15 protein-coding genes are annotated in these 19,842 nt (G+C 33.0%); 9 read left to right on the top strand and 6 right to left on the bottom strand.

Translation table 11 applies throughout. From position 1 onward, the window contains the following. The first annotated feature begins 71 nt into the window (after positions 1–71). From avs1a to ASF86_RS04340, 5 genes are all read left to right on the top strand, one after another. Positions 72–1,262 carry an AVAST type 1 anti-phage system MBL fold metallo-hydrolase Avs1a gene (gene avs1a / locus ASF86_RS04360; protein ID WP_201784111.1) on the top strand — a complete coding sequence of 397 codons (1,191 nt, stop codon included), beginning with the start codon at positions 72–74 and terminating at the stop codon, positions 1,260–1,262. Beyond that, on the top strand, positions 1,262–7,027 hold the full coding sequence (avs1b, locus tag ASF86_RS04355; protein ID WP_056479770.1) for an AVAST type 1 anti-phage system protease Avs1b: 5,766 nt from the start codon (positions 1,262–1,264) through the stop codon (positions 7,025–7,027). Before avs1a ends, avs1b begins: the two co-directional genes overlap by 1 nt. 17 nt (positions 7,028–7,044) lie before the next feature. Then, complete coding sequence (avs1c, locus tag ASF86_RS04350) at positions 7,045–7,299, top strand: AVAST type 1 anti-phage system protein Avs1c (RefSeq protein ID WP_056479767.1); 255 nt, start codon at positions 7,045–7,047, stop codon at positions 7,297–7,299. A 1,036-nt stretch (positions 7,300–8,335) separates the two neighbouring features. Next, entirely contained in the window at positions 8,336–10,438 is a 2,103-nt protein-coding gene (locus ASF86_RS04345) for a hypothetical protein (protein WP_056479764.1), read from the top strand. A gap of 317 nt (positions 10,439–10,755) precedes the next feature. Continuing rightward, on the top strand, positions 10,756–11,004 hold the full coding sequence (locus tag ASF86_RS04340; RefSeq protein ID WP_056479761.1) for a hypothetical protein: 249 nt from the start codon (positions 10,756–10,758) through the stop codon (positions 11,002–11,004). 258 nt (positions 11,005–11,262) lie between these two features. Here ASF86_RS04340 and ASF86_RS04335 read toward each other — a convergent pair whose 3' ends face one another. Continuing rightward, positions 11,263–11,601, bottom strand: a complete 339-nt coding sequence (locus tag ASF86_RS04335) for a hypothetical protein (RefSeq protein ID WP_227508775.1) — start codon at positions 11,599–11,601, stop codon at positions 11,263–11,265. A 121-nt stretch (positions 11,602–11,722) separates the two neighbouring features. After that, a complete protein-coding gene (locus ASF86_RS04330) occupies positions 11,723–12,442 on the bottom strand; it encodes a hypothetical protein (protein ID WP_056479758.1) in 720 nt (239 codons plus the stop codon). Positions 12,443–12,539: 97 nt separating this feature from the next. Between ASF86_RS04330 and ASF86_RS04325 the strand changes: the two genes are divergently transcribed. Next, positions 12,540–12,752, top strand: coding sequence for a helix-turn-helix domain-containing protein (locus ASF86_RS04325; RefSeq protein ID WP_056479755.1), 213 nt, complete (start codon positions 12,540–12,542; stop codon positions 12,750–12,752). 34 nt (positions 12,753–12,786) lie between these two features. Here ASF86_RS04325 and ASF86_RS04320 read toward each other — a convergent pair whose 3' ends face one another. Continuing rightward, the gene (locus ASF86_RS04320) at positions 12,787–13,044 is read right to left on the bottom strand and encodes a helix-turn-helix domain-containing protein (protein WP_056481740.1); all 258 of its coding nucleotides are present in this window, start codon (positions 13,042–13,044) and stop codon (positions 12,787–12,789) included. 195 nt (positions 13,045–13,239) lie between these two features. On the opposite strand from ASF86_RS04320, the gene ASF86_RS04315 reads away from it, so the two are divergent. Continuing rightward, positions 13,240–13,914 carry a metallophosphoesterase gene (locus ASF86_RS04315; RefSeq protein WP_056479752.1) on the top strand — a complete coding sequence of 225 codons (675 nt, stop codon included), beginning with the start codon at positions 13,240–13,242 and terminating at the stop codon, positions 13,912–13,914. 299 nt (positions 13,915–14,213) lie between these two features. Here the strand turns inward: ASF86_RS04315 and ASF86_RS04310 are convergent, their stop codons facing one another. Then, complete coding sequence (locus tag ASF86_RS04310) at positions 14,214–14,804, bottom strand: YidB family protein (protein ID WP_003651596.1); 591 nt, start codon at positions 14,802–14,804, stop codon at positions 14,214–14,216. Positions 14,805–14,903: 99 nt separating this feature from the next. After that, positions 14,904–15,365 (bottom strand): DUF6231 family protein, encoded by a 462-nt coding sequence (locus ASF86_RS04305; RefSeq protein ID WP_004642702.1) that lies wholly within the window; start codon positions 15,363–15,365, stop codon positions 14,904–14,906. 39 nt (positions 15,366–15,404) lie between these two features. Here ASF86_RS04305 and ASF86_RS04300 point away from each other — a divergent pair, with 39 nt between their 5' ends. After that, the gene (locus ASF86_RS04300) at positions 15,405–16,274 is read left to right on the top strand and encodes a DUF2797 domain-containing protein (protein WP_056479750.1); all 870 of its coding nucleotides are present in this window, start codon (positions 15,405–15,407) and stop codon (positions 16,272–16,274) included. A 45-nt stretch (positions 16,275–16,319) separates the two neighbouring features. On the opposite strand, the gene lpxB is transcribed toward ASF86_RS04300, so the two are convergent. Further along, positions 16,320–17,495, bottom strand: a complete 1,176-nt coding sequence (gene lpxB / locus ASF86_RS04295) for a lipid-A-disaccharide synthase (protein ID WP_056479747.1) — start codon at positions 17,493–17,495, stop codon at positions 16,320–16,322. Between the two features lie 221 nt (positions 17,496–17,716). Between lpxB and ASF86_RS04290 the strand changes: the two genes are divergently transcribed. Next, entirely contained in the window at positions 17,717–19,816 is a 2,100-nt protein-coding gene (locus tag ASF86_RS04290; RefSeq protein WP_056479744.1) for a TonB-dependent siderophore receptor, read from the top strand. Positions 19,817–19,842 lie beyond the last annotated feature (26 nt).

Genomic DNA, 19,842 nt, shown 5'->3' with positions numbered 1-19,842 from the left:
TTAATATCAAAAGAATAATGTTAAATTAATTTTTATATTTCATTGTCTTGCGAAATTATAAAGGTGAAGATTTGTTGAAGATTAAAATGTATCCAGCTGGGAATGGTGATTCTTTCTTAATCTGCACAGATACAACAAATATCCTAATTGATGGTGGTTATGCAAGCTCTTTTATGCAGCAAATTGAACATGATTTAAAAGAGCTAAGTTCAGCAAATCAATCTCTAGAACTTGTTATCATAACTCATATTGATTCTGATCATATAGGTGGAATAATTAAGTTCCTAAGTTTAAATGGAACTTCGGCACAACCATCAATTATTCCTATTAACAATATTTGGCACAATAGTTTGCGTAGCATAACTACCCCTCTCGCAAAACCTTTAGACTTTGAAAAAAATCGTAGTTTGCTTAAGTCCATTAATGATAGAGGTCATCCTAAAACAAAATCTGATACAGATTCTAGTGCTGAAAAAATTAGTGCTCAACAAGGCAGTACTCTAGCTAAATTGATTCATAGCGGTGGCTACTGTTGGAATAACGGTGATGGAACAACAAGTATATCTACAGAGAATCTAGAATCATTTCCAATAACTGGAGGTATAATTCGAGTTTTATCTCCATCTCAAAATTCTTTAAAATCATTATTAAATGAGTGGGAAAAGCAATTAAAAAAATATGGTTTCAAAGGTTCAATATCTTCAGGAGAACTTATTGATGATGCATTTGAATTTATGTTAGAGCATATTGATGATCATCAAAGAAAATCTCCAAAACCAATTTCTGCTACAACACGCAAACCCCTTAATGAAATTTATAAACCAGATGATTCTCCTACCAACAAAAGCTCTATAGCGACAATTATAGAACTCAATGGTATTCGGATTCTAATGTTAGCTGATGCATGGCCTGAAGATATAATACTCAACCTTCAAAAGTTAAAGGAAGAAGGACATTCTATGATTTTTGATGCTATTAAGATTTCACATCATGGAAGCTATCATAATACTAGTCCAGAACTATTGGATCTTATTGATTCACCTGTTTACTTTATTTCATCTAATGGGAATAAACATGATCATCCAGATATTGAAACTCTTATAGCGATAGTTGATAGACCTTCTACATTTTCTAGAACACTTTATTGCAACTATGCCACCGTTGCTTCAACAGAACTAAAAAACTATCAAACTAAATCAGAAACCAAATTTTCGGTTATTGAAAATGCCTGCGACTGGATTGCATTTACGGGAAATAAATAATGTTAGAAAGTACAATCAAAACCTCTGTATGCAAAATTAGATGTAGAACAGAATCTGGATCAGGTTGGCTGATCAAACAGAATATTGTCATAACAGCATACCACTGCGTAGAAAATGCAATTAAGGATAGTGATCCTATAAAATTAGGATTTAAGTTTTCTGAAAATTCAGATGAATTGACTGCTGAAATTATAGACTATGATGAGGACTTAGATATTGCATTGCTCTCATTAAAAAATATTAGTAGCACTTATTTACCAGTTTCTTTCAGTGATTCTCTGCCCGTAGTAGGTAAAGACTTTTATTCCTATGGCTGGCCAGTTACAAAATTAGAAATGGGTCATCAATTAAAAGGATCAATAGTACAAGTTCTAAATACATTGAAGTTAGGTAATGATATTGAAATCCAAATAGAATCTCCTAATTCACTTGATGACTATAGTGGGCATTCTGGAGCACCTCTCATATGTGATGGTATGTGTTTCGGGATAATTCGATACTCGATAGAGAAGACGATTGGTGCGATATCAGTTTTTAGAATTAGAGAATTTTTAATTAAAAATAATATTCTCGAGGAAGAATTAATTGATAAAGGTGTAGAAATACCTAAATTAGCTCCGAGAACTGAATTTAATACGATTTTTGATGAATTTTTAATTAATAATACGGGTAAATACATCTTTTTAGAAGGTGCCCATGGTATTGGAAAGTCTACATTTTGTGGGAATTACAGAACCCAAAATCCTTCAATTGAGAATTTTAATACGTATAGTTTTACGCATAATAGAGATCTCATAAACGTTGCTCTTTTAGCACAGCCAGTTGAATTCGTTAACTGGCTTAACATGCAAGTTTCAATGTTAGTTAATGGAAGCTCTGGAGTTGCATTAAAAGATGAATATGCTCAACTAATTAAAGAAACTCAGAATGTAATACAAGCTCTAGGACAATATTACAGTTCTATTAATAAAATTGGTGTGCTTTTTATTGATGGAATAGATGAAATTGATAAACATGATAGAGAGCTACTTAGAAACTTTCTTGGGTTATTACCGCAAGTGATTCCATCGAGTCTAGTTATAGTACTTTCTGCACCAAGTTATACGCAATATTCTGCACTTTTAGGAAATAAATTAAGACAAGAAACCTGTATTACTTTACCTTCTTTGTCCTATGAAATAACCCAACAATTTTGCATAGCAGCATTAGCTAAAGAGCGGTGTGATCCCGTCATAGTTAAACTAATCTGTGATAAGGCTGAAGGCCATCCTCTATATCTTCGATATTTAGTTGATCTAGTCAATGATGGTAAAAGCTATGATGATATTGCTAAGCTCCCTTTGCTAGAAGGCAGCATTCTCAATTACTATGAATCTTTATGGCATCAACTTTCATCAGACACAGATGGAATTAATCTTTTAGCTATTATGGTTCGCTTGAGATGGGGAATACCTATTTCACTCCTAGTAACAACATTGAATGCAAATGAACAGGCTGTATTAATAAGTACGATTGAGCGTATCAAGCATTTACTTTTAAGCTCAGACAATACCAATGTTTACCATTCTTCTTTTTCTGAATTCCTAAAAGAAAAGACTCATTTACGTGAAAATGATATCCAATTAAGACTTTTTAACTTTTGTGAGAATAGCCCTGACGTTGAGTATGGTATGTTTAATATCATCTACCACGGTCTTAAAACTCTAAATACTGATAAATCTCTTGTTATTAGCTATTGCAATCAAGATTGGGCTGACAAATGTGTTTTAAGAGGGATAAAGCCTGATACGTTATTAGGCGATATTGAGGATGTCATTAAAGCCGTTACAGATCTTGGAGATTTTACAGAAACTAATCGTATCTTATTGTTATCTCAAAGAATGAAATTTAGATATGATACATTATTTGCTCAATCTGCTGACTTAACAGCAAATGCCTTAATATCTTTAAATAAAAATAATGAAGTATTACAACATATTATTCGCTATAAGCAATTAATCATACCTATTGATTTGGCACTTAAAATTTCTTTAAGACTAATAGAAATAGAAAGTTATGAAGAAGCTAGAATTTTATTAAAGACTATTGAAGTCACAATTAATAAGGAGCTTGATCTTGTTGTTCGTGAGCAATACCCACTTGCAAATTTTTTAACTTTATTCGATTGGCAACAACAGCAGTACATGCTAAAAAGTCGAGCATTAGTTAAGGGTGCAAATAAAGATTTAGAGCATTTTCAGGTTTATTGGCTAAAGTTTGTGAGTTCTCATATTGAAGATGAAAAGATATGGAGAAGACTTCATAAATTAATGACCATTTATCTACAAGCGAACTTGATGTGCATAGAGCAAAAAGTTGTTCCTTTAATAGTTCTAAAGCAAATGCATTCTGGTTCTATCTCAGGTTATGCTCAGCAGTATATTGATGCTGCAATTGAATATAATACAAAATGTATTTTTTTTGACATACCTTACGATCAAACTTTGTTGAATGAATTTTTCAAAGATTTAAATACATTAGTTAATGAAAATGAAGGAAATTTAATAAAATTTCTTCCAATTGATATTGATGGTTTAATTTCTATGTCTATGCCATTTAACATTCTTCATTCAATATCTGAAGATACAGCTATAGCACTAGAAAAAATAAACTTAATAGCTGATGATAATATTTCTTTAAATGAGTCTGAAGTTCAAATTGGAATGAGTAAATGTAGATCGTCAGCATTTCTTAACCCTCAACTCCATCAACCCAATATCATCTCTTTATCTCCATTAAATTGGAGGGATGGTCTTGAGTCTATTTTAAGAACTATTGCTTGGTGTGATGGTTCAGCTAGACGTCAATTCCAAGAAAATAATATAGAAGGCTTAAATTCAATTTGGGCTGTCATACAACAGGATATTTTTGAAAATTTAAAGTTCAGCCTATTAGATCGAGTAAATTGGAAAAATGCCTATGCTTTACCAGAAGCCGTATTGCCATATGTTTATAAAAATATGACCTTATTGATTTTGGATATTTACCCAACTTATCTTGAAGTATTACTCAGCTTCATTCATGAGAGATTCTCAAATCAGTGTGGCATTTATTCAGAAGGGTTTAGAGGTATTCTAAACAATGTTCTAGAACAAGTTACTAAATATGAGTTAGAAGATGATGTAGAGGATCTAGCTTTTTCGTTACTTGAACGTTGGGAAAATTTTATATTATTAAATCTAAAAAATAGGCATGAACTTGTCCCTGAACTTTTAACAATAATTCCTCTATACGAACGTTTAAATGCTTTAGAGAAAGCAAAGAACACCTATAGACATGTCTTGGCATTTTCTATGGGTCCTAACTGGTATAAAGAAGATCAATTAGGATTAGCCGTTAGTACTTTGGAGGCTATTGATATACAAACGCCTGTAAAGAATGGAGTTTTAAGTAAAATTGCGGGATTGTTGGAGGTGTCTAGTGGTGAGATGACCTTTGAACGTTTTGTCCGATATGCAAAGCGAGACTTCATAAAAACTTTGTGCTTAAGGGGCGAGTTTGATAAAGCCATTCGCTACTATATCCGCCAAACTTATGGTTCATTAGGCCAAATGTATGCAGATATAACTAAAGGAGAAATTGATCGCTTGTCTGAATTAGCAGGAACTCGTTTTCCTGGTGGTGCCTTGGATGAACAAGATTCAATACTTTGTATCGTAAGATCTGCTATTCCTCATTTAGAATGGCAATTCTGTTGGGTACTCTTAGAGATATTTCAATTTGGAGATTCAAGACATTTAGCTAATTATGCTGAAGTCTATGGAAACTTATTAACAGCTAATCAAGGAGATATTGTTGCTATTGAACAAATGTTCAGTAGACTAGAAATTATTTATGAATCTGAATTAACTAATGATGAGCGTTCAAATTTTATTTCAGAATTAAAAAAACATATTCCTGAAAGTCTTTGCGATAGATTCCAAAATTATTTTGGATCATGTATTGATATATCAGGTTCAAATAAACAAGAAAGCAAAAAGACTTCAGTTGTTCAAACTAACGCTAAAGAGAATACAGGTGTCAAACAAGACACTTTTGATAGTTTGTTTACGCCAGGTATATTTGGGACCAGTACGTCTTACTCTCAAGTTGAGGCTTATTTTTCTAGTGCTAATAAAGCTATTAAACGTAAAAATCATAAGCAAGCACAGCAAGATATTCTAACTGCACTTAAAGCTCTGCAATTGGGGCAATGGCCTATATGGGATGCGCTTGTACCTGAAATGAAGAGAGGGCAAAAGCTTTTAAAAGAAACTACATGTTCACAAGAAGATTTAATCAAATTATTCCAACCATTAATTGTTAATGAACGATATGCTCAACATTGGTTTATAGCTGAAAACCTAATAAGCTGGTTAAGTCCCGATGCATCTGTTGACGATCAAAACAAGCTATTAGAATTGTCGATTAATCATCTTCAGCTGATGGTAGGAGCTTCGGAAGCGGAGGTGGCTGATTACGGATTTTTAGAAGAATCCAATCAAAATGACAAAATATTATCTTTTGTTAAGCTAATTGTACATGTTATTGATCACCCCACATGGTTAAGAAGCGAAAAAGCAGCAGAGATGTTGCTATGGTTATTAAGAAACAAACCTGAATATATTCCATTGTTTGGGCATCTAGCTTTTTCTAATAACCCTAATAACCATGCAGAAGTTATTTGTGGAGTTTTAGATCACTTATCATACTCAGAATCTAAGCTTTGGGACTTTTTATCTCCGTCTTTGGATTTTGCAACCATAATAAAAGATTGTAAACATATCGGAAGACTTTCTATTCTAAAAAGAATTTTGAATCAAACTGCAAAAAATGGAAATGAATATGCTATTCAACTTTTAGATCAGTTAAAAAGTGAAATTAATCAAGTTAGCATCCCTATTGATCACAATATATTGAAATGTCCACAGTGGGCAACGGGGCTTAAATCAGAGTGGTCTGAATTAGAGAAATTAGGTGTCGTAAACTCCTCACTGATACAACAGAGCACATCAATATTAGAGGCTCTATGCTCTCCATTGACGTTAGAAACTGTCCATGAAATTGAAAGTCTACTATCAGATGGATATTACGCAAATAAAGAAGATCCTTTGAGATGGCGAGCAAAAGTGAGCTATGCTTTACAGACAGCCCTACAATCAACAGCTCCTGTAAGTTTACATGAAAAGATTGTTGAGATATTCAGGCCATACAACCCTACTCGGCTCGATCATTTAAGAATTAAAGAGTTTAGACCTCATGGAAAAATATGGTTAATCTCTCAACCAAACGCTATTTTTGATCGAAATGTATATCTCGATTATTATGAATCATTCTGGTATGAGGGTGATCTAAGACAAGTAAGAATGACAGCTTATCTTGGTGATATTCCTCAAACACCTATCTCATCAGGACGGTTTTCTTCAACAGAGATCCCAACATCAAATAAAGCATTACATATCGATATATGTGCTAATGTAGATCCAACTCACACATATTTTGGGTCTTTTACTCCAGCAATTCCAACGTCACATTTTATGCAAATATCCGATATAGACCCTAAGAGCCTAAAGCGAGCATGGTGGCGTTCTTCTCGTAGAGATCAGGAGGCTGCTGGAGCACCAGAATCGGAAGGTTGCTATTTATCTATTAATGAAGACGAATTTCTAAAGCTACAAAATAAAATGAATATATTTTGGGTAGTTGAAATTGATTCACAGCCTTATGGGCTAATTTCTTACCAATAAAATTTTATGGAGGATATATGGAAAGAATGCAAACCCCGACTACAAGAGCTGAATTTGAATACCGATTTCATCTTTTAAAGGATAAAATGGTAAACGGAAAATTTCATGTGCATCGAGGTATTTCACTAGAGGGTTTACGTAAAATTAGGTTTCTTCCTAATGGTCGGATCGACTTTTTGAGTGTTGATGAGCAGGCCAGAGTGACAGTAAATACTATGGCTCAAATGCAGAATATTAATTTTCAAGAATTATTAGAGGAAAGCGAAAAATAAGACTCCGTATTAATTACAGATTTCTGTACTTAACTTAGTAAAGACAATTGTTAAGTACAGATTCAAGTATCTTATGGGAAGTGCCAAAATATTTTAGCTTTTTTTTAATGATGTTTTTCTTACTTTTATGTTAAATGAGGTTATATACCCTCATGGAACTTATCCACCAAATGAATGTGGAATATATAAAGTTATTAAAAGCCCAATCTGGTCGTAGAGACTTGTCTCATCGACCTATTGGAGAGCGGAGAATATTCTCCACGTTATAAATCTCAAAGAATCCCTTAGGTATAAAGGGCTAGAGTCAAAAATTAGGGGGAGAAATTGATAAAAAAGAAAAAATAAATTCCCGACACTCCTCATATCCCCCTTCATGGTATGTACATGGAATATGTTTACGGTCATACTCACTGTTTAATGATTTAGCGCGGTCATTTACGGTCTATTTTATCTTTCTATGTTCTATTCTTCTGGTTAATAGCAGTTTTACGGCCCATCAACGGTTTTATAACAATTTTCAATCAGACTCATACTTTTAAATAACTTACAAAAATACCTACGGTCTCAATAATTTTATTAAATATTCTTATAATTTCAAGCTCGAACAAATTAAAGTTATTAAATAAAAACAAATGCTTACTCACACTACTTTGCGATCTATTTGAACGATAGCCTAATGGTCCAAATAAGTCTTAGACCATCTCCACTTACCTATCAAACATATTCTTCTTTCCGTTTCTAGCTGTTTGGCTTTCCATGCGAATTGTACTGTCGATACATCAACTTTTCATAGTATCGCTACTTAGAGCAAGAGGTATGAAAAATTTAAGGCATTAGGAGAATTTTAAAGGTTATTTATATTTCCTACTTAAAACAGCCCATCTAGGTTCTTTCCATAATTCCTATGGACTAATATCTAAATTTAATAAAAATTAGTAAGTCCAGATCTTAAATAAAGAAAAGTCAATATAGACCTCTATCAAATTCTCAGTATCATACTAAGAAGTATAATTTTTATTCATGAGAAATATTTAAAATGAGTGATAAACCTAATAACTGGAAGTATATATATGATGCTATTCAAGAGTCTGCAGGGAATAAACATATAAATCGTACATACAAGCGGTCATTTTCATTAAATATTTTTCGAATGAACACAATAGAGTTATTACAACTGTCACAACGAATTAATGATCCCAACGAAGGATTAGACCTCATGATGGCGGAAAATCGTGATGCTGGAAATCAGACTCACCGCGAAATTACACGATTAGTTCATAATTTTGTAGCTTCTGCCAAAACATTAGTTGAACATACTAGAAACTTTATGAAGGAGCACTATGAAAATACATTAATTTATAATAAATATAATGAGCAAATTAAGTTAGATTTTGTAAATAAACCAGTCATAAAATTTGTGGAAGATTTACGTAATTATCTTTTGCACAATGGCCTACCTCCTACAGAAATGTATTTGGAGTTTAAATCTAATCCAAATACAAGTAATAATGAGGAAGCTATGAAAACAGGTATTAGATTAAAAACTAAAGAATTATTAAAATGGAAAGGTTGGACAGCTCTAGCAAAAAGATATTTAGAAAATTCTAATGATTTTATTGATATTCATAATTTTGCTTCAGATTATGAAAGAAAAGTTACCAATTTTCATAGCTGGCTCAACAATGAACTTGATGAATTCCATTCTAATGACTTAAAAGAATACAATAAATTAGTATCTGATTTTAATTCCACAAATAATATAGATAAAAGTTCTGGCAAAAATGATGGGGAATCTTCTAAAAATATCCCCAAATCAAATAATGAAGAATTATTTGAAGAAAATATAAAAATTACATTAAATAATAAGGCTTTAGAAATTCTATCTGAAGTTAAAGAGTTATCACTACCTAATTCTTTCAATAAAAATCATACTAGTGACCGAATACCCAGTGCTATCATAAAAGTAGAAGAACTAATAGAAACTCCTATATTATGGACACAGAACAACAATATCCCAATGGTAGTTTTTATTAAGAAATTGAATAAGAATTATGGTTTAATTGGTAAATCAATAGTTGATATAGATAAGCTGATAAAACAGCTATTAAACTTCGAAATAATTAAAAACTCATTAAGTGAGTATTACTTAAAAAATGAGATTTTGAAATGGATCCGCTTAAGATTTCTTGAGCTAGAATCAACAGATTTCATCACAACATTACTCTCTTCAATATCTGAAAGTATTAGGGAATATACTGTATTGGTACCTATATCTAACCTGCAGATTGAAAAAGCAATTGAATTTGGGCCTGCAAGGATTATTCCCTTGAATAAAACTACAATTGATTCTCTAGAACTACAAGTTACAAAGATGAACGAAGAGGCCCAGCACCAAACAGCATCATTATTTTCAAATTTGAGAAAACAAATCCAGGGATTATCAGCTCTTGAATTTAAAGTAAATAAAGAAAGAAAAAAAGTAAGTGAATATACTCAATCACTTGCAGAAATTATTATCAATCTTTTATGCTTTTTGTCCCCAGCAGCTAAATCATATCCATCTACTGTTAACGTTAGCTTACTTGGAAGTGAAATAAATCCAGTATCAAACATAATTATCTACAATTCAGAAACTTTCAGCTACACCTCAAACCTACTTTCCCCTTCTTTTGATTGGAATATTTCGGAGAGTAATCTGAAAGAATTACAAACTGACTTATCTCTTTTGGAAACGCTCGTATATCCCGAAAAATTAAATCAATTTGCTACAACCGTTCGTTCTAGTTTACTAATATTTAGTATGGGGTCTAAGTTATCCAACCCAATAGATCGTCTTACCTATTGCTTACTATCAATTGAAAAACTTCTTCTAAAACACTCAGCTGAACCTATAGAATTTACGATAGAGCAAAGAATGAAAGAGCTTCTTAAAAGTGATGAATCAATAGATGTTCAACAATACGTACGAGAAGCATATCGTATAAAGAAACGTAAATCGATTGAAATACTTACTGAATCCGAATTACACTTTTTAAGTGGATTTATTTATCTTTCTTATTTAGCAGTTTATATTTCTTTCAGAAATATTAATCAATTTGAGAATTTATCAGAATTTATTGATCAACTTAACACCCCATAGATAATGCTCAATATTGAATATCAATTAAACAATACAGAAATAGTTCATTTCAGTAGAGAGAAGCTAGCTTAACTCTTAAAAATTATTGAATAGCATTATCTGGACTATAATCAAATTACTCCTCTATTAATCAGCTGATTAATAGAGGCTTTCTTTTGCTTTGTTGATGGATATTTTTAATGTAGTATTTAAGGAGGGATTTTTATAGTTATATTCTAATTTAGCTAAAGGAACTCTATACTTATGAGGCTTTAATCATTTTCTATAATAGAAAGTGATCGCGGAATTGAAAATTATCACTTTTGAGAGTTTTAGAAATGCAATCTAGAAAGCCAACACAGGAAGGTGATATTGCTACAAAAGCTGCATATATATTGCGAGAAAGTTTTATTAAAGCAGCTCGTAGTGGAAAAGTACTTTACGTAGAGAATGATATTCTTTGGAGTAAGACTCCAGAAGACGATCAACCAGTATTTATTAAAAAATTAACTGGAAGAAATCCTAATCTTTCCAAAAAAATCACTAATCGCAGAATATTTAAGATTAAAAAACGACATGATACATAATTAACCATTAATCAATAACTTAAGTTTATTTTGTTCCGCTAGTTTAGTTAAATTATTCAAAGCTCAGAATAGCCCCACTCCATAATAATATATAAAAATCAACAAATTACATAATTTCAATATCATTAATAATTTCTCGTATAAAAACTGACTTAGTTTCTAATTCAACTATTCTTTTAGAAATATACTGATCATACTTTTGTAAGAATTTTTCAAAATCAGGATATTTATGGACAATATCTTGAAGAAGAATTTGTTCTACTTTATTTTTTGTAACGATTCTTCAATAATATTTTGCTCAGTAAGTAGTACTTCTTTTATTTTCTCCTGCTGAACGTTTTCCTTATGTACCCTAAGTCGTGGAGCTTCACTATATCTATATATTCTATTGTTATCGGCTTTCTTTTCACGCTTTAAATATTTGCACTCGACTAGAATAGCTAGCCCTCTATAGATTAACTGGCGGTCTTGATCTCCCATGTTTTTTCTTTTTTCAAAAATGGCTTGGACAAAGTCATTTGCTCTCCAATTCAATATTTCATTACTCTGAAGGATTTCAAAAAATTCATGGTAAAAGGGTAAAGTCAGTTTAGACATACGGATATAAGATCAACAATTGAAATAGAAAATGAACAACGGGTTAGTTAACCAAAGTATAGATAAGCATAGGAAAGTACTGGTCTTTCCTACACTTTATTAAAGTTTGAACTGAATTAAATTAACGATATGTCCGAATTAGATTATTTTCCAAATAACGATTGGTATAATTGTTTTCAAACCAACGCATCATATCTGCACCAAAGTAAATATTGGTATATATACGGCTATCAACTCCAATTGCAGAGATGGTTTGCCAAGAACGAGTCATAATCGCAACTGGATTATCCCTTTTATCAAATTCAATTAAAGCTGGGTCTACATCATAACGATTAGATGCCCCATTAAAGGCTGTAATCGCTTGTCTTAAATTATTGTTCAGTGATGCATTTATATCTTTCTTATATAAACGAACTTCATTACCTCTAGCTAATGCTTGCTCAATAAAAAGTTGTGCAGCTAAGTCTTTTTCTGAAACGTAAATACCATTATTAATTCTACGGTTTGCTTCTGAAAAATTAGCTTGGTGAGTAATATATTTTTCTAAAAATATAGCGTCGAAAGTTCTTTTCTCTAATTTGTATTTATCCTTTAATAAAGCTGAGTTTAAAATGATGACGTTATTATTGCCTTGCGAAGAAAGTACTAAGAACTTGTTGCGGATATTTACATCACGCATATCGTTCCAAACCTTGACTGTACCATTACTCACCCACCCATCATAAGCTTGCACACCTTTAGAGATAGTTTTTACAGTTGAATTTGCAGCTTCCTGCATTTGTTGGCAACCAACTAAAGCTAAACTGAAAAAGGTAATTATACTTAATGGAATCTTGCTCATTTTTTAATTCACTTACAATATTAGAAATGAGGATTATAATCCGTGGACTATTAAACCGCAAAAAATAATAGTTCTATTCTTTATGTGAATAGAATTTATGCGAGATTTATCTATAAAAATTGGACAATTAATTCGTCAAAAACGTAAAGAGAAACAAATCAGTCAGGAAAAATTGGCATTACTCTGTAACATAGATCGTAGTTATCTTGGTCGAATTGAAAGAGGTGAAGTCAATATTACGATATTAAAATTGTATGAAATTTCTGAACTTCTAGATACTAATCCAAAAGAGTTACTACCTGATAACTAATGGAAAATTTTTAATTTATTTATCATGATATTCATTAATCTTTCTCTGCAAATAATGCTTCGATTTCATCCCAATCAGGTAAAATATGCTTCTTTTGCACAACTTCAAACTGTAGTCCAACCTCATCCAATGTACGCTCAAAGATATCGAAAGATCCTGTAAAACGGCCATTCTCAATTTCAGATATGGTTGTTTTATTAATTTTCGTCAATTCAGAGAGCTTCTGTTGCGTATAACCTTTGTTTTTTCTTGCTTCTTTTACTTTTTCACCTATCTGACCTCTATGTGCCATCATAATCTTCCCATAAAAAGTTAGCTATATGGCTAACATACTATAAAAAATGACTAAAGTTAGCTATATAGCTAACTTTAAAAGATCTAATGATCTAGATTGATATACTAGAAACACAAATTAACTTATTCAAAATAATAGTTTTTAAAAAAGTTGATAGTTACACTCTTCAATTGCTGTAATAGAGAATTGGCTATGTTTACACGCTACTTATCCCATACCCAAGGACATATTTTTGTCGTAGGTGATATACACGGTTGTTATACTTTTCTAATGCAGAAATTAGGTGAACACAATTTTGACTTTGATAACGATCTACTCATATCAGTGGGCGACCTAATAGATAAAGGTCCCGAAAATATCGATTGTCTAACTCTTATCAACCAACCGTGGTTCACTATGGTTCGAGGAAATCATGAGGAAATGTGTATTTTAGGGCAATCTGATCTTAGAATTAGAGATATACATTTAAGAAATGGTGGTGAATGGTTTTACTCATTATCACAAAATAAACAGTTAGAAATTTCTTCCATCTTCTCTCAACTTCCTATTCTTATCGAATTGAAAACTTGTAATAAAAAGATTGGTTTTGTTCATGCAGATATAGATTGTAATGACTGGGAATTATTCAAGAAAGATGTTGAGCAAGGTAATTACCATATCTCTGGCTTACAGTCTTCTTATCAAAAAGCATTATGGGGAAGAGAGCGTATCCGCCACTATTGTGAAGATTTTGAAACTATACAAAATATAGATGAGGTCTACTTAGGGCATACCATTGTAAAAGCACCCGTCCAATTAGATAACTGTTTTTATATCGATATTGGTTCTTTCTGGAGTAAAGATCTATATATAAAAAAATTAATTTGAGTTAATTGCAAACAATAGAGTCGGCTTTTAACTTGGAAAACTATACTCAATGAGAATTTTTTATAAAATAAAGTTTTAATAATATTAAATAATTAATAAAAGTCTCACTTCGGTTTTTATACATTAAATTTCATATATATAAATAAAATTTAGCAGCTATATTGTTGATAATTAAATATATAAAAATATTTTATATAATTTCAACTAGTAAGAAGTATGTGCCCTTTTATTTTTTATTGTGTGGTGCGAAAAATAAAAAGCCGATATCAATTTTATCGGCTTTTCTAACAATCTATATCTTATTTCAAGAAACCACTCACAAGATTCATCACATTTTGAATGTCCTGATTTGCTTCTTGAGGATTTGTACTATCCCCCTGAGGTGTTAATGAGTCAATGACTTGAGGTAAGACTGAAGCAATTGCACCGTAAACTTGTTCTTTTGGAGCTTGAGCTTGCTCTGCAACTTGTTCAATGTCGGCTGGATTAAATAGACTTTGTAATTGCTGAGTAGGAACCTCACTATTGCTTTGATTTGGGTCAACCCAGCTTTGAACTTGGCTACCTAGACCTGCTCCTTTTAACTTTTCTAAAGCAGCTTGCAAACCACCTTGTTGCTGAACCCAACCTAAAATTAAAGGCACAACCGCAATTAATAAACTTTGCACACCACCACCTGCTTGAGGTGCATTATTATTGCCAGTCACTTGACCTAATACAGAACCTAATACTCCACCAAGGCCCCCTTGAGTGCCAGAAGAAGTATTACCACCCATTTGTCCAAGTACTGAACCTAAAATTCCGCCCAAACCGCCTTGACCTGATGCTTGCTGGTTCCCACCTAATGCCTGCTTAGCCAAAACTTCAACAATGCTGCTTAAATTTGTCATATGTAACTCTTATGTATGGTTTATACATGAGCATACGCGGATTCTTGTTCAGACAGCAAAAACCAAATTGTTAAATTTTGAAAGAGATTTAATGCTCTTTTACCAACGGAATTTATTCCAGTTTTCTGGGTTTGCCCAAAACTTTGAATTAAACCAATCTGGAACATGTTTATAGGTCAATATATTAAATTGCCATAAAGCAAAATCACTATCATGCGAAGTCTTATCAATCAGTTGAGTAAAGCCTAAAGAACGTAATAACTGTTCATCACTTCGTTTGCTCACAACAACAATTCGTTTTGCTAATAAATCTCGTAACTTTACTAATAATTGTGATTTTTGAATATCACTAATGTTCTGCATTTCATCAGTATCAAATAATACAAAACCCAAATCATAACGCTGAGTAAAAGGCAGACTTAAAAGCTCAGTTACGGTAAAATAGTGCCATTGAATTGCGTGATTCTGGTCAATTTTTTGGCCAATACAAAGTGCAGTATGAATGGGCTGTTCTTTTGATAAATCGTCTAGCATAGAAGCGATGACATTTTGTTCAGCCATGACTGCAACCCTTAATTGAAAGATGTGAGTTTAAACTTTATGGAACTACAAGGCATTTGCCATAAAATGCATGCAGGCCTAAAAGATGCTAGTGTAACTGATCAACAGACAACCAAGGCAAATGTTGAATACAAATTTGTATTAGACCGTTCAGAAATTGATCTTCCTTTTAATTTAGGACAAGAACTAGAGATCGAATGGACAGGTAATATTTATTGCACCTCTTGTGGCACTAAAACACCAAAATCTTATTCTCAAGGTCACTGCTTTAAATGTTTTAAAACGAAAGCGGAATGTGACCTCTGCATTATGAAACCAGAAACATGCCATTACCACTTAGGTACATGTCGTGAAGATGACTTTGCCCATAATGTTTGTTTCCAACCTCATATTGTTTATTTAGCAAATTCTAGCGCTTTGAAAGTTGGTATTACCCGCGTTAGTCATATGCCGGGTCGTTGGTTAGATCAAGGTGCAACTCAGGCCTTACCAATTATGAAAGTTGGATCACGTCGTTTATCGGGTCAGCTTGAAATAATGTTTGGTTCTTTAGTTGCTGACAAAACTGATTGGCGTAAACTCCTTAAAGGGGAAGCTGAACCTCTAAAACTAACTGAGCAACGTGATCAGTTAATCGAAGAGTTTGCGCCCAAAATTCAAACGATTCGTGAGGAATTTAGCCAAAATCTTGAATTTAACGAAACCGTTGAGTTATTAGAAGATGAGCTACCACGTGAGTTTGTTTACCCTGTTGAGCAGTACCCTGAAAAAATTAAGTCTCTAAATTTGGATAAAACTCCAAAAATTCGCGGCGTATTACAGGGCATTAAAGGTCAATATTTAATCTTTGATATTGGTGTTATTAATGTTCGTAAATATACGGGTTACGAGCTCATTGTGCGTGCTTAAACTAAAATAGAAATAGGCATTCAGAAGAATGCCTATTTTTTTTAATTACTTTTCTAAAATTTTTAAAATTGCCGATACTGGATCTTCTGTATTTCCAGAAATAAGCTGTTTATGCATGGTTAAATGTTGCATCACTTGAATTTGTGCCCTTTCAACATTCATCAATTTTTCTATTTCAGCTGCTAAATTTTCTGGCGTTGCATCTGCCTGAATCAACTCTTCAATCACTTTTTTACCAGCAATAATATTTGGTAAAGAATAATAAGGAATTTTCACCAAAAACTTAGCAATTAAATAAGTTAACCAATGCAACTTATAAAAAGTGACCATAGGTCTGTGCATTAACATTGCTTCTAATGTTGCAGTTCCAGAAGCTAAAGCAATGATGTCACTTGCATTCATGACCATACGGCCAACTTTTGATTCAGTATCTGTATTTTCTAAAATATGAATTGCAGCTTTTAAATGAGGTGCTAATTGTTCAACACCCTGCTCAATCTGCTGTTTACGTGCATCGTTAATTGCGGGAATTAAAAATTGAATATCTGGATATTTGGTATGCAAAATATTGGCAGCACCCAGCAACATAGGTAAAAGTCGTTCTACTTCACCTTTTCGGCTACCTGGCAACAAAGCAATATGTTTTTGATTTTCATCAATACCTAATTGTTGTTTAGCAATTTGAATTGGATTTTCAAGTGGTAATTGTTTAGCCAATGGATGACCTACAAATGCCGCAGGAACTTCATATCGCTCATAGAAGACTTTTTCAAAAGGAAATAAACAAAGTACTAAATCTATACTCTGTTTAATGCCATGAACACGCCCCTGACGCCATGCCCAAACTGATGGACTCACATATTGGACTGTTTTTATCGGAAGATTCTTTTCTTTAATACTTTTTGAAAGTCTGAGGTTAAAATCTGGCGCATCAATACCAATAAAAATATCAACGGGATTTTGAGTCCATTGACTGATTAGACCATCCCGCACGGCGAATAATTTTTTTAAGTCTTTTAATACCTCAACAATCCCCATTACCGACAAAGTTTCCATTGGGTAATAGCTTTTAAAACCTTCAGCAATCATTTGAGGTCCACCAATTCCCTCAAATTCAGCATCGATTCCTTGTTCTCGAAAACTACGTATGAGCTTAACGCCAAGCGTATCTCCTGAAACTTCCCCAACTACAATGCCTATTTTAAGTTTTTGGTTTGCCAAGGCGATTTACCCAAGAATTTGAAATAATGCATTCTAGCATAGAGGTTTATCAATCTTGAACTTGATCGATACCTACTCACGAAAAGTAGCCAAGAGGTTTGGCTATCTAAAATTACATTCATTTACTATCTTTTAATCTAAATTAACAATGCAATTTGAATTGTAGCTTACATTTACAAACAATAAAATAAATGAGAATTATTTACATTATCTCTACTCTTATGAATATCCCACCTCGACCATTTAAGCTTACCGTAATCGCCTGCGCGATTTGTTATGCGAACCTCTCTTATGCTCAAGACTCAGAGGTACAAGCTTTACAGACGATTCAAGTTAAAGCATCAAATGCTGAGCAGTCTTCTGAACAAACCAAAGCATATAATGTTAAAAATTCAAGTAGCGCAACCAAGCTTAATATTGAGGCTAAAGAAACTCCTCAAACTATAAATGTTGTTACTCGTCAGCAAATTGAAGATTTCGGGCTTACCAGTACCCGAGATATTTTAAGTAATACACCGGGTGTAACTGTAACCGGATTAGAAACTAACCGAACAACTTATACGGCTCGTGGTTTTGATATTTCAAATATTTTGGTAGATGGAATCGGTATCCCTCAAGTTGACAGCTATAACTATAATAATAGTGATGCAGATAGTTATTTCTATGATCGTGTTGAAATTATCAAAGGTGCTGATGCCTTAACAAATGCTCTGGGGGATCCTGGCGCTACAATTAACTATATTCGTAAACGTCCTACTAAAGAATTTCAAGCAAATGCTGGGGTGAGCTATGGTTCATGGGATACACAACGTTATGAAGCGGATATCTCAGGTTCTCTTACACAAGATGGGCGAGTACGAGGACGTCTCGTAGGTTATGAGAAAGTAGGAGATTCTTATCTAGACCGTTATTCAGAAGAAAAAAATGGTTTCCAAGGAATTTTAGAAGCTGACGTTACAGACACCACAAATGTTTCAGCAGGATATTCGAAAACTCGTCAATACGCGAATGGTTCTCAATGGGGTGCACTACCCTTGGTTAACTCCAAAGGTGAACCATTAAGTTATTCTCGTAGCTATAATTATGCACCGTCCTGGACATACTACGATTGGGAAATAGATAATTATTTTGCCAATATTGAACAAAAGTTATGGGGAGACTGGAAGTTAAGATTAGGCTATAACCTAAAAAAATCAGATGTTAAAGATAAAATGCTTTATCTCAGTGGTTTTCCTTCTGCTACTGACAATACATCTGGTATTTCACTCTATCCAGAAATTTATAATCAAAAATTTAAAGAAACGACTGCTAATGCAGATATTCAAGGTACCTTTAATTTATTAGGGCAGCAACACGAAGCAAATATTGGTTATAACTGGTCAAAGTATAGTGCTCAAAGTGTTTATTCTTATGGTAGCAGTTTAGGTGTTATTACAACAGACTTACCAAGCTGGACTCCAGATGAACCAACTTGGGGAGACTTTACCTATGCTGCCCCAGAAGAAAGAACAATGAAATCTGTTTACGGTGCGACTCGTCTTCATTTAGGTGAGGATCTGAAATTTATCTTAGGTGCCAACTACACTGAAATCGACACTTTAGAATATAAAAAGAATAAAGTTTCTCCATATGCAGGTATTACATATAACTTTACTCCTGAATACACAGGTTATATGAGTTACACCTCTATTTTTAGACCACAAACTGTTATCGATCTTTCTACTAAACAAACAGCTGTACCAGTTGAGGGTGAAAGCTATGAATTAGGTGTAAAAAGCGCTTGGTTAGATGGAGCTTTAACAGGAAATATCGCCATCTTTAGAACAGACGAGGATAATTTTGCACTAGATCCATTATGGGATCCGCTTTATAACAAATATTCATCCCCGATTGGGACAATTAGATCACAAGGTGTTGAGGTCGGATTAACTGGAAAATTAACTGATAACTTAGATTTAGTTTTTGGTTTTTCAACATTTAGTCTAAAAAATATGGAAACGGGTGAAAGAGGCAGACCTAATATCCCAACTCAAACGCTTAACGTTTTAGCTTCTTATACTGTTCCACAAATTCCAAAATTGAAAGTAGGTGCAAGCATTAAATGGCAAGATGATATACATGACACCTCTTACTCAACTGTAAAACAAGATGCATATGCATTGCTTAACGTTATGGCCAGTTATGATTTAAATGAAAATGTACTGTTCCAAGTGAATGGAAACAATCTAACAAATGAAAAATATTTGTCAGGCTTATCTGGTGGCCAAGGCTACTATGGCGCTCCAGCCAACTATACAGTTGCTGTAAAGTTTAAATATTAATATCGTAGCCAATCTCAATTTAGGGA

The sequence above is a fragment of the Acinetobacter sp. Leaf130 genome (genome assembly GCF_001423205.1).
Taxonomy (GTDB): domain Bacteria; phylum Pseudomonadota; class Gammaproteobacteria; order Pseudomonadales; family Moraxellaceae; genus Acinetobacter; species Acinetobacter calcoaceticus.
The sequence above is the reverse complement of the archived record's forward strand: the minus strand, read 5'-3'. Positions and strand labels throughout refer to the sequence as shown.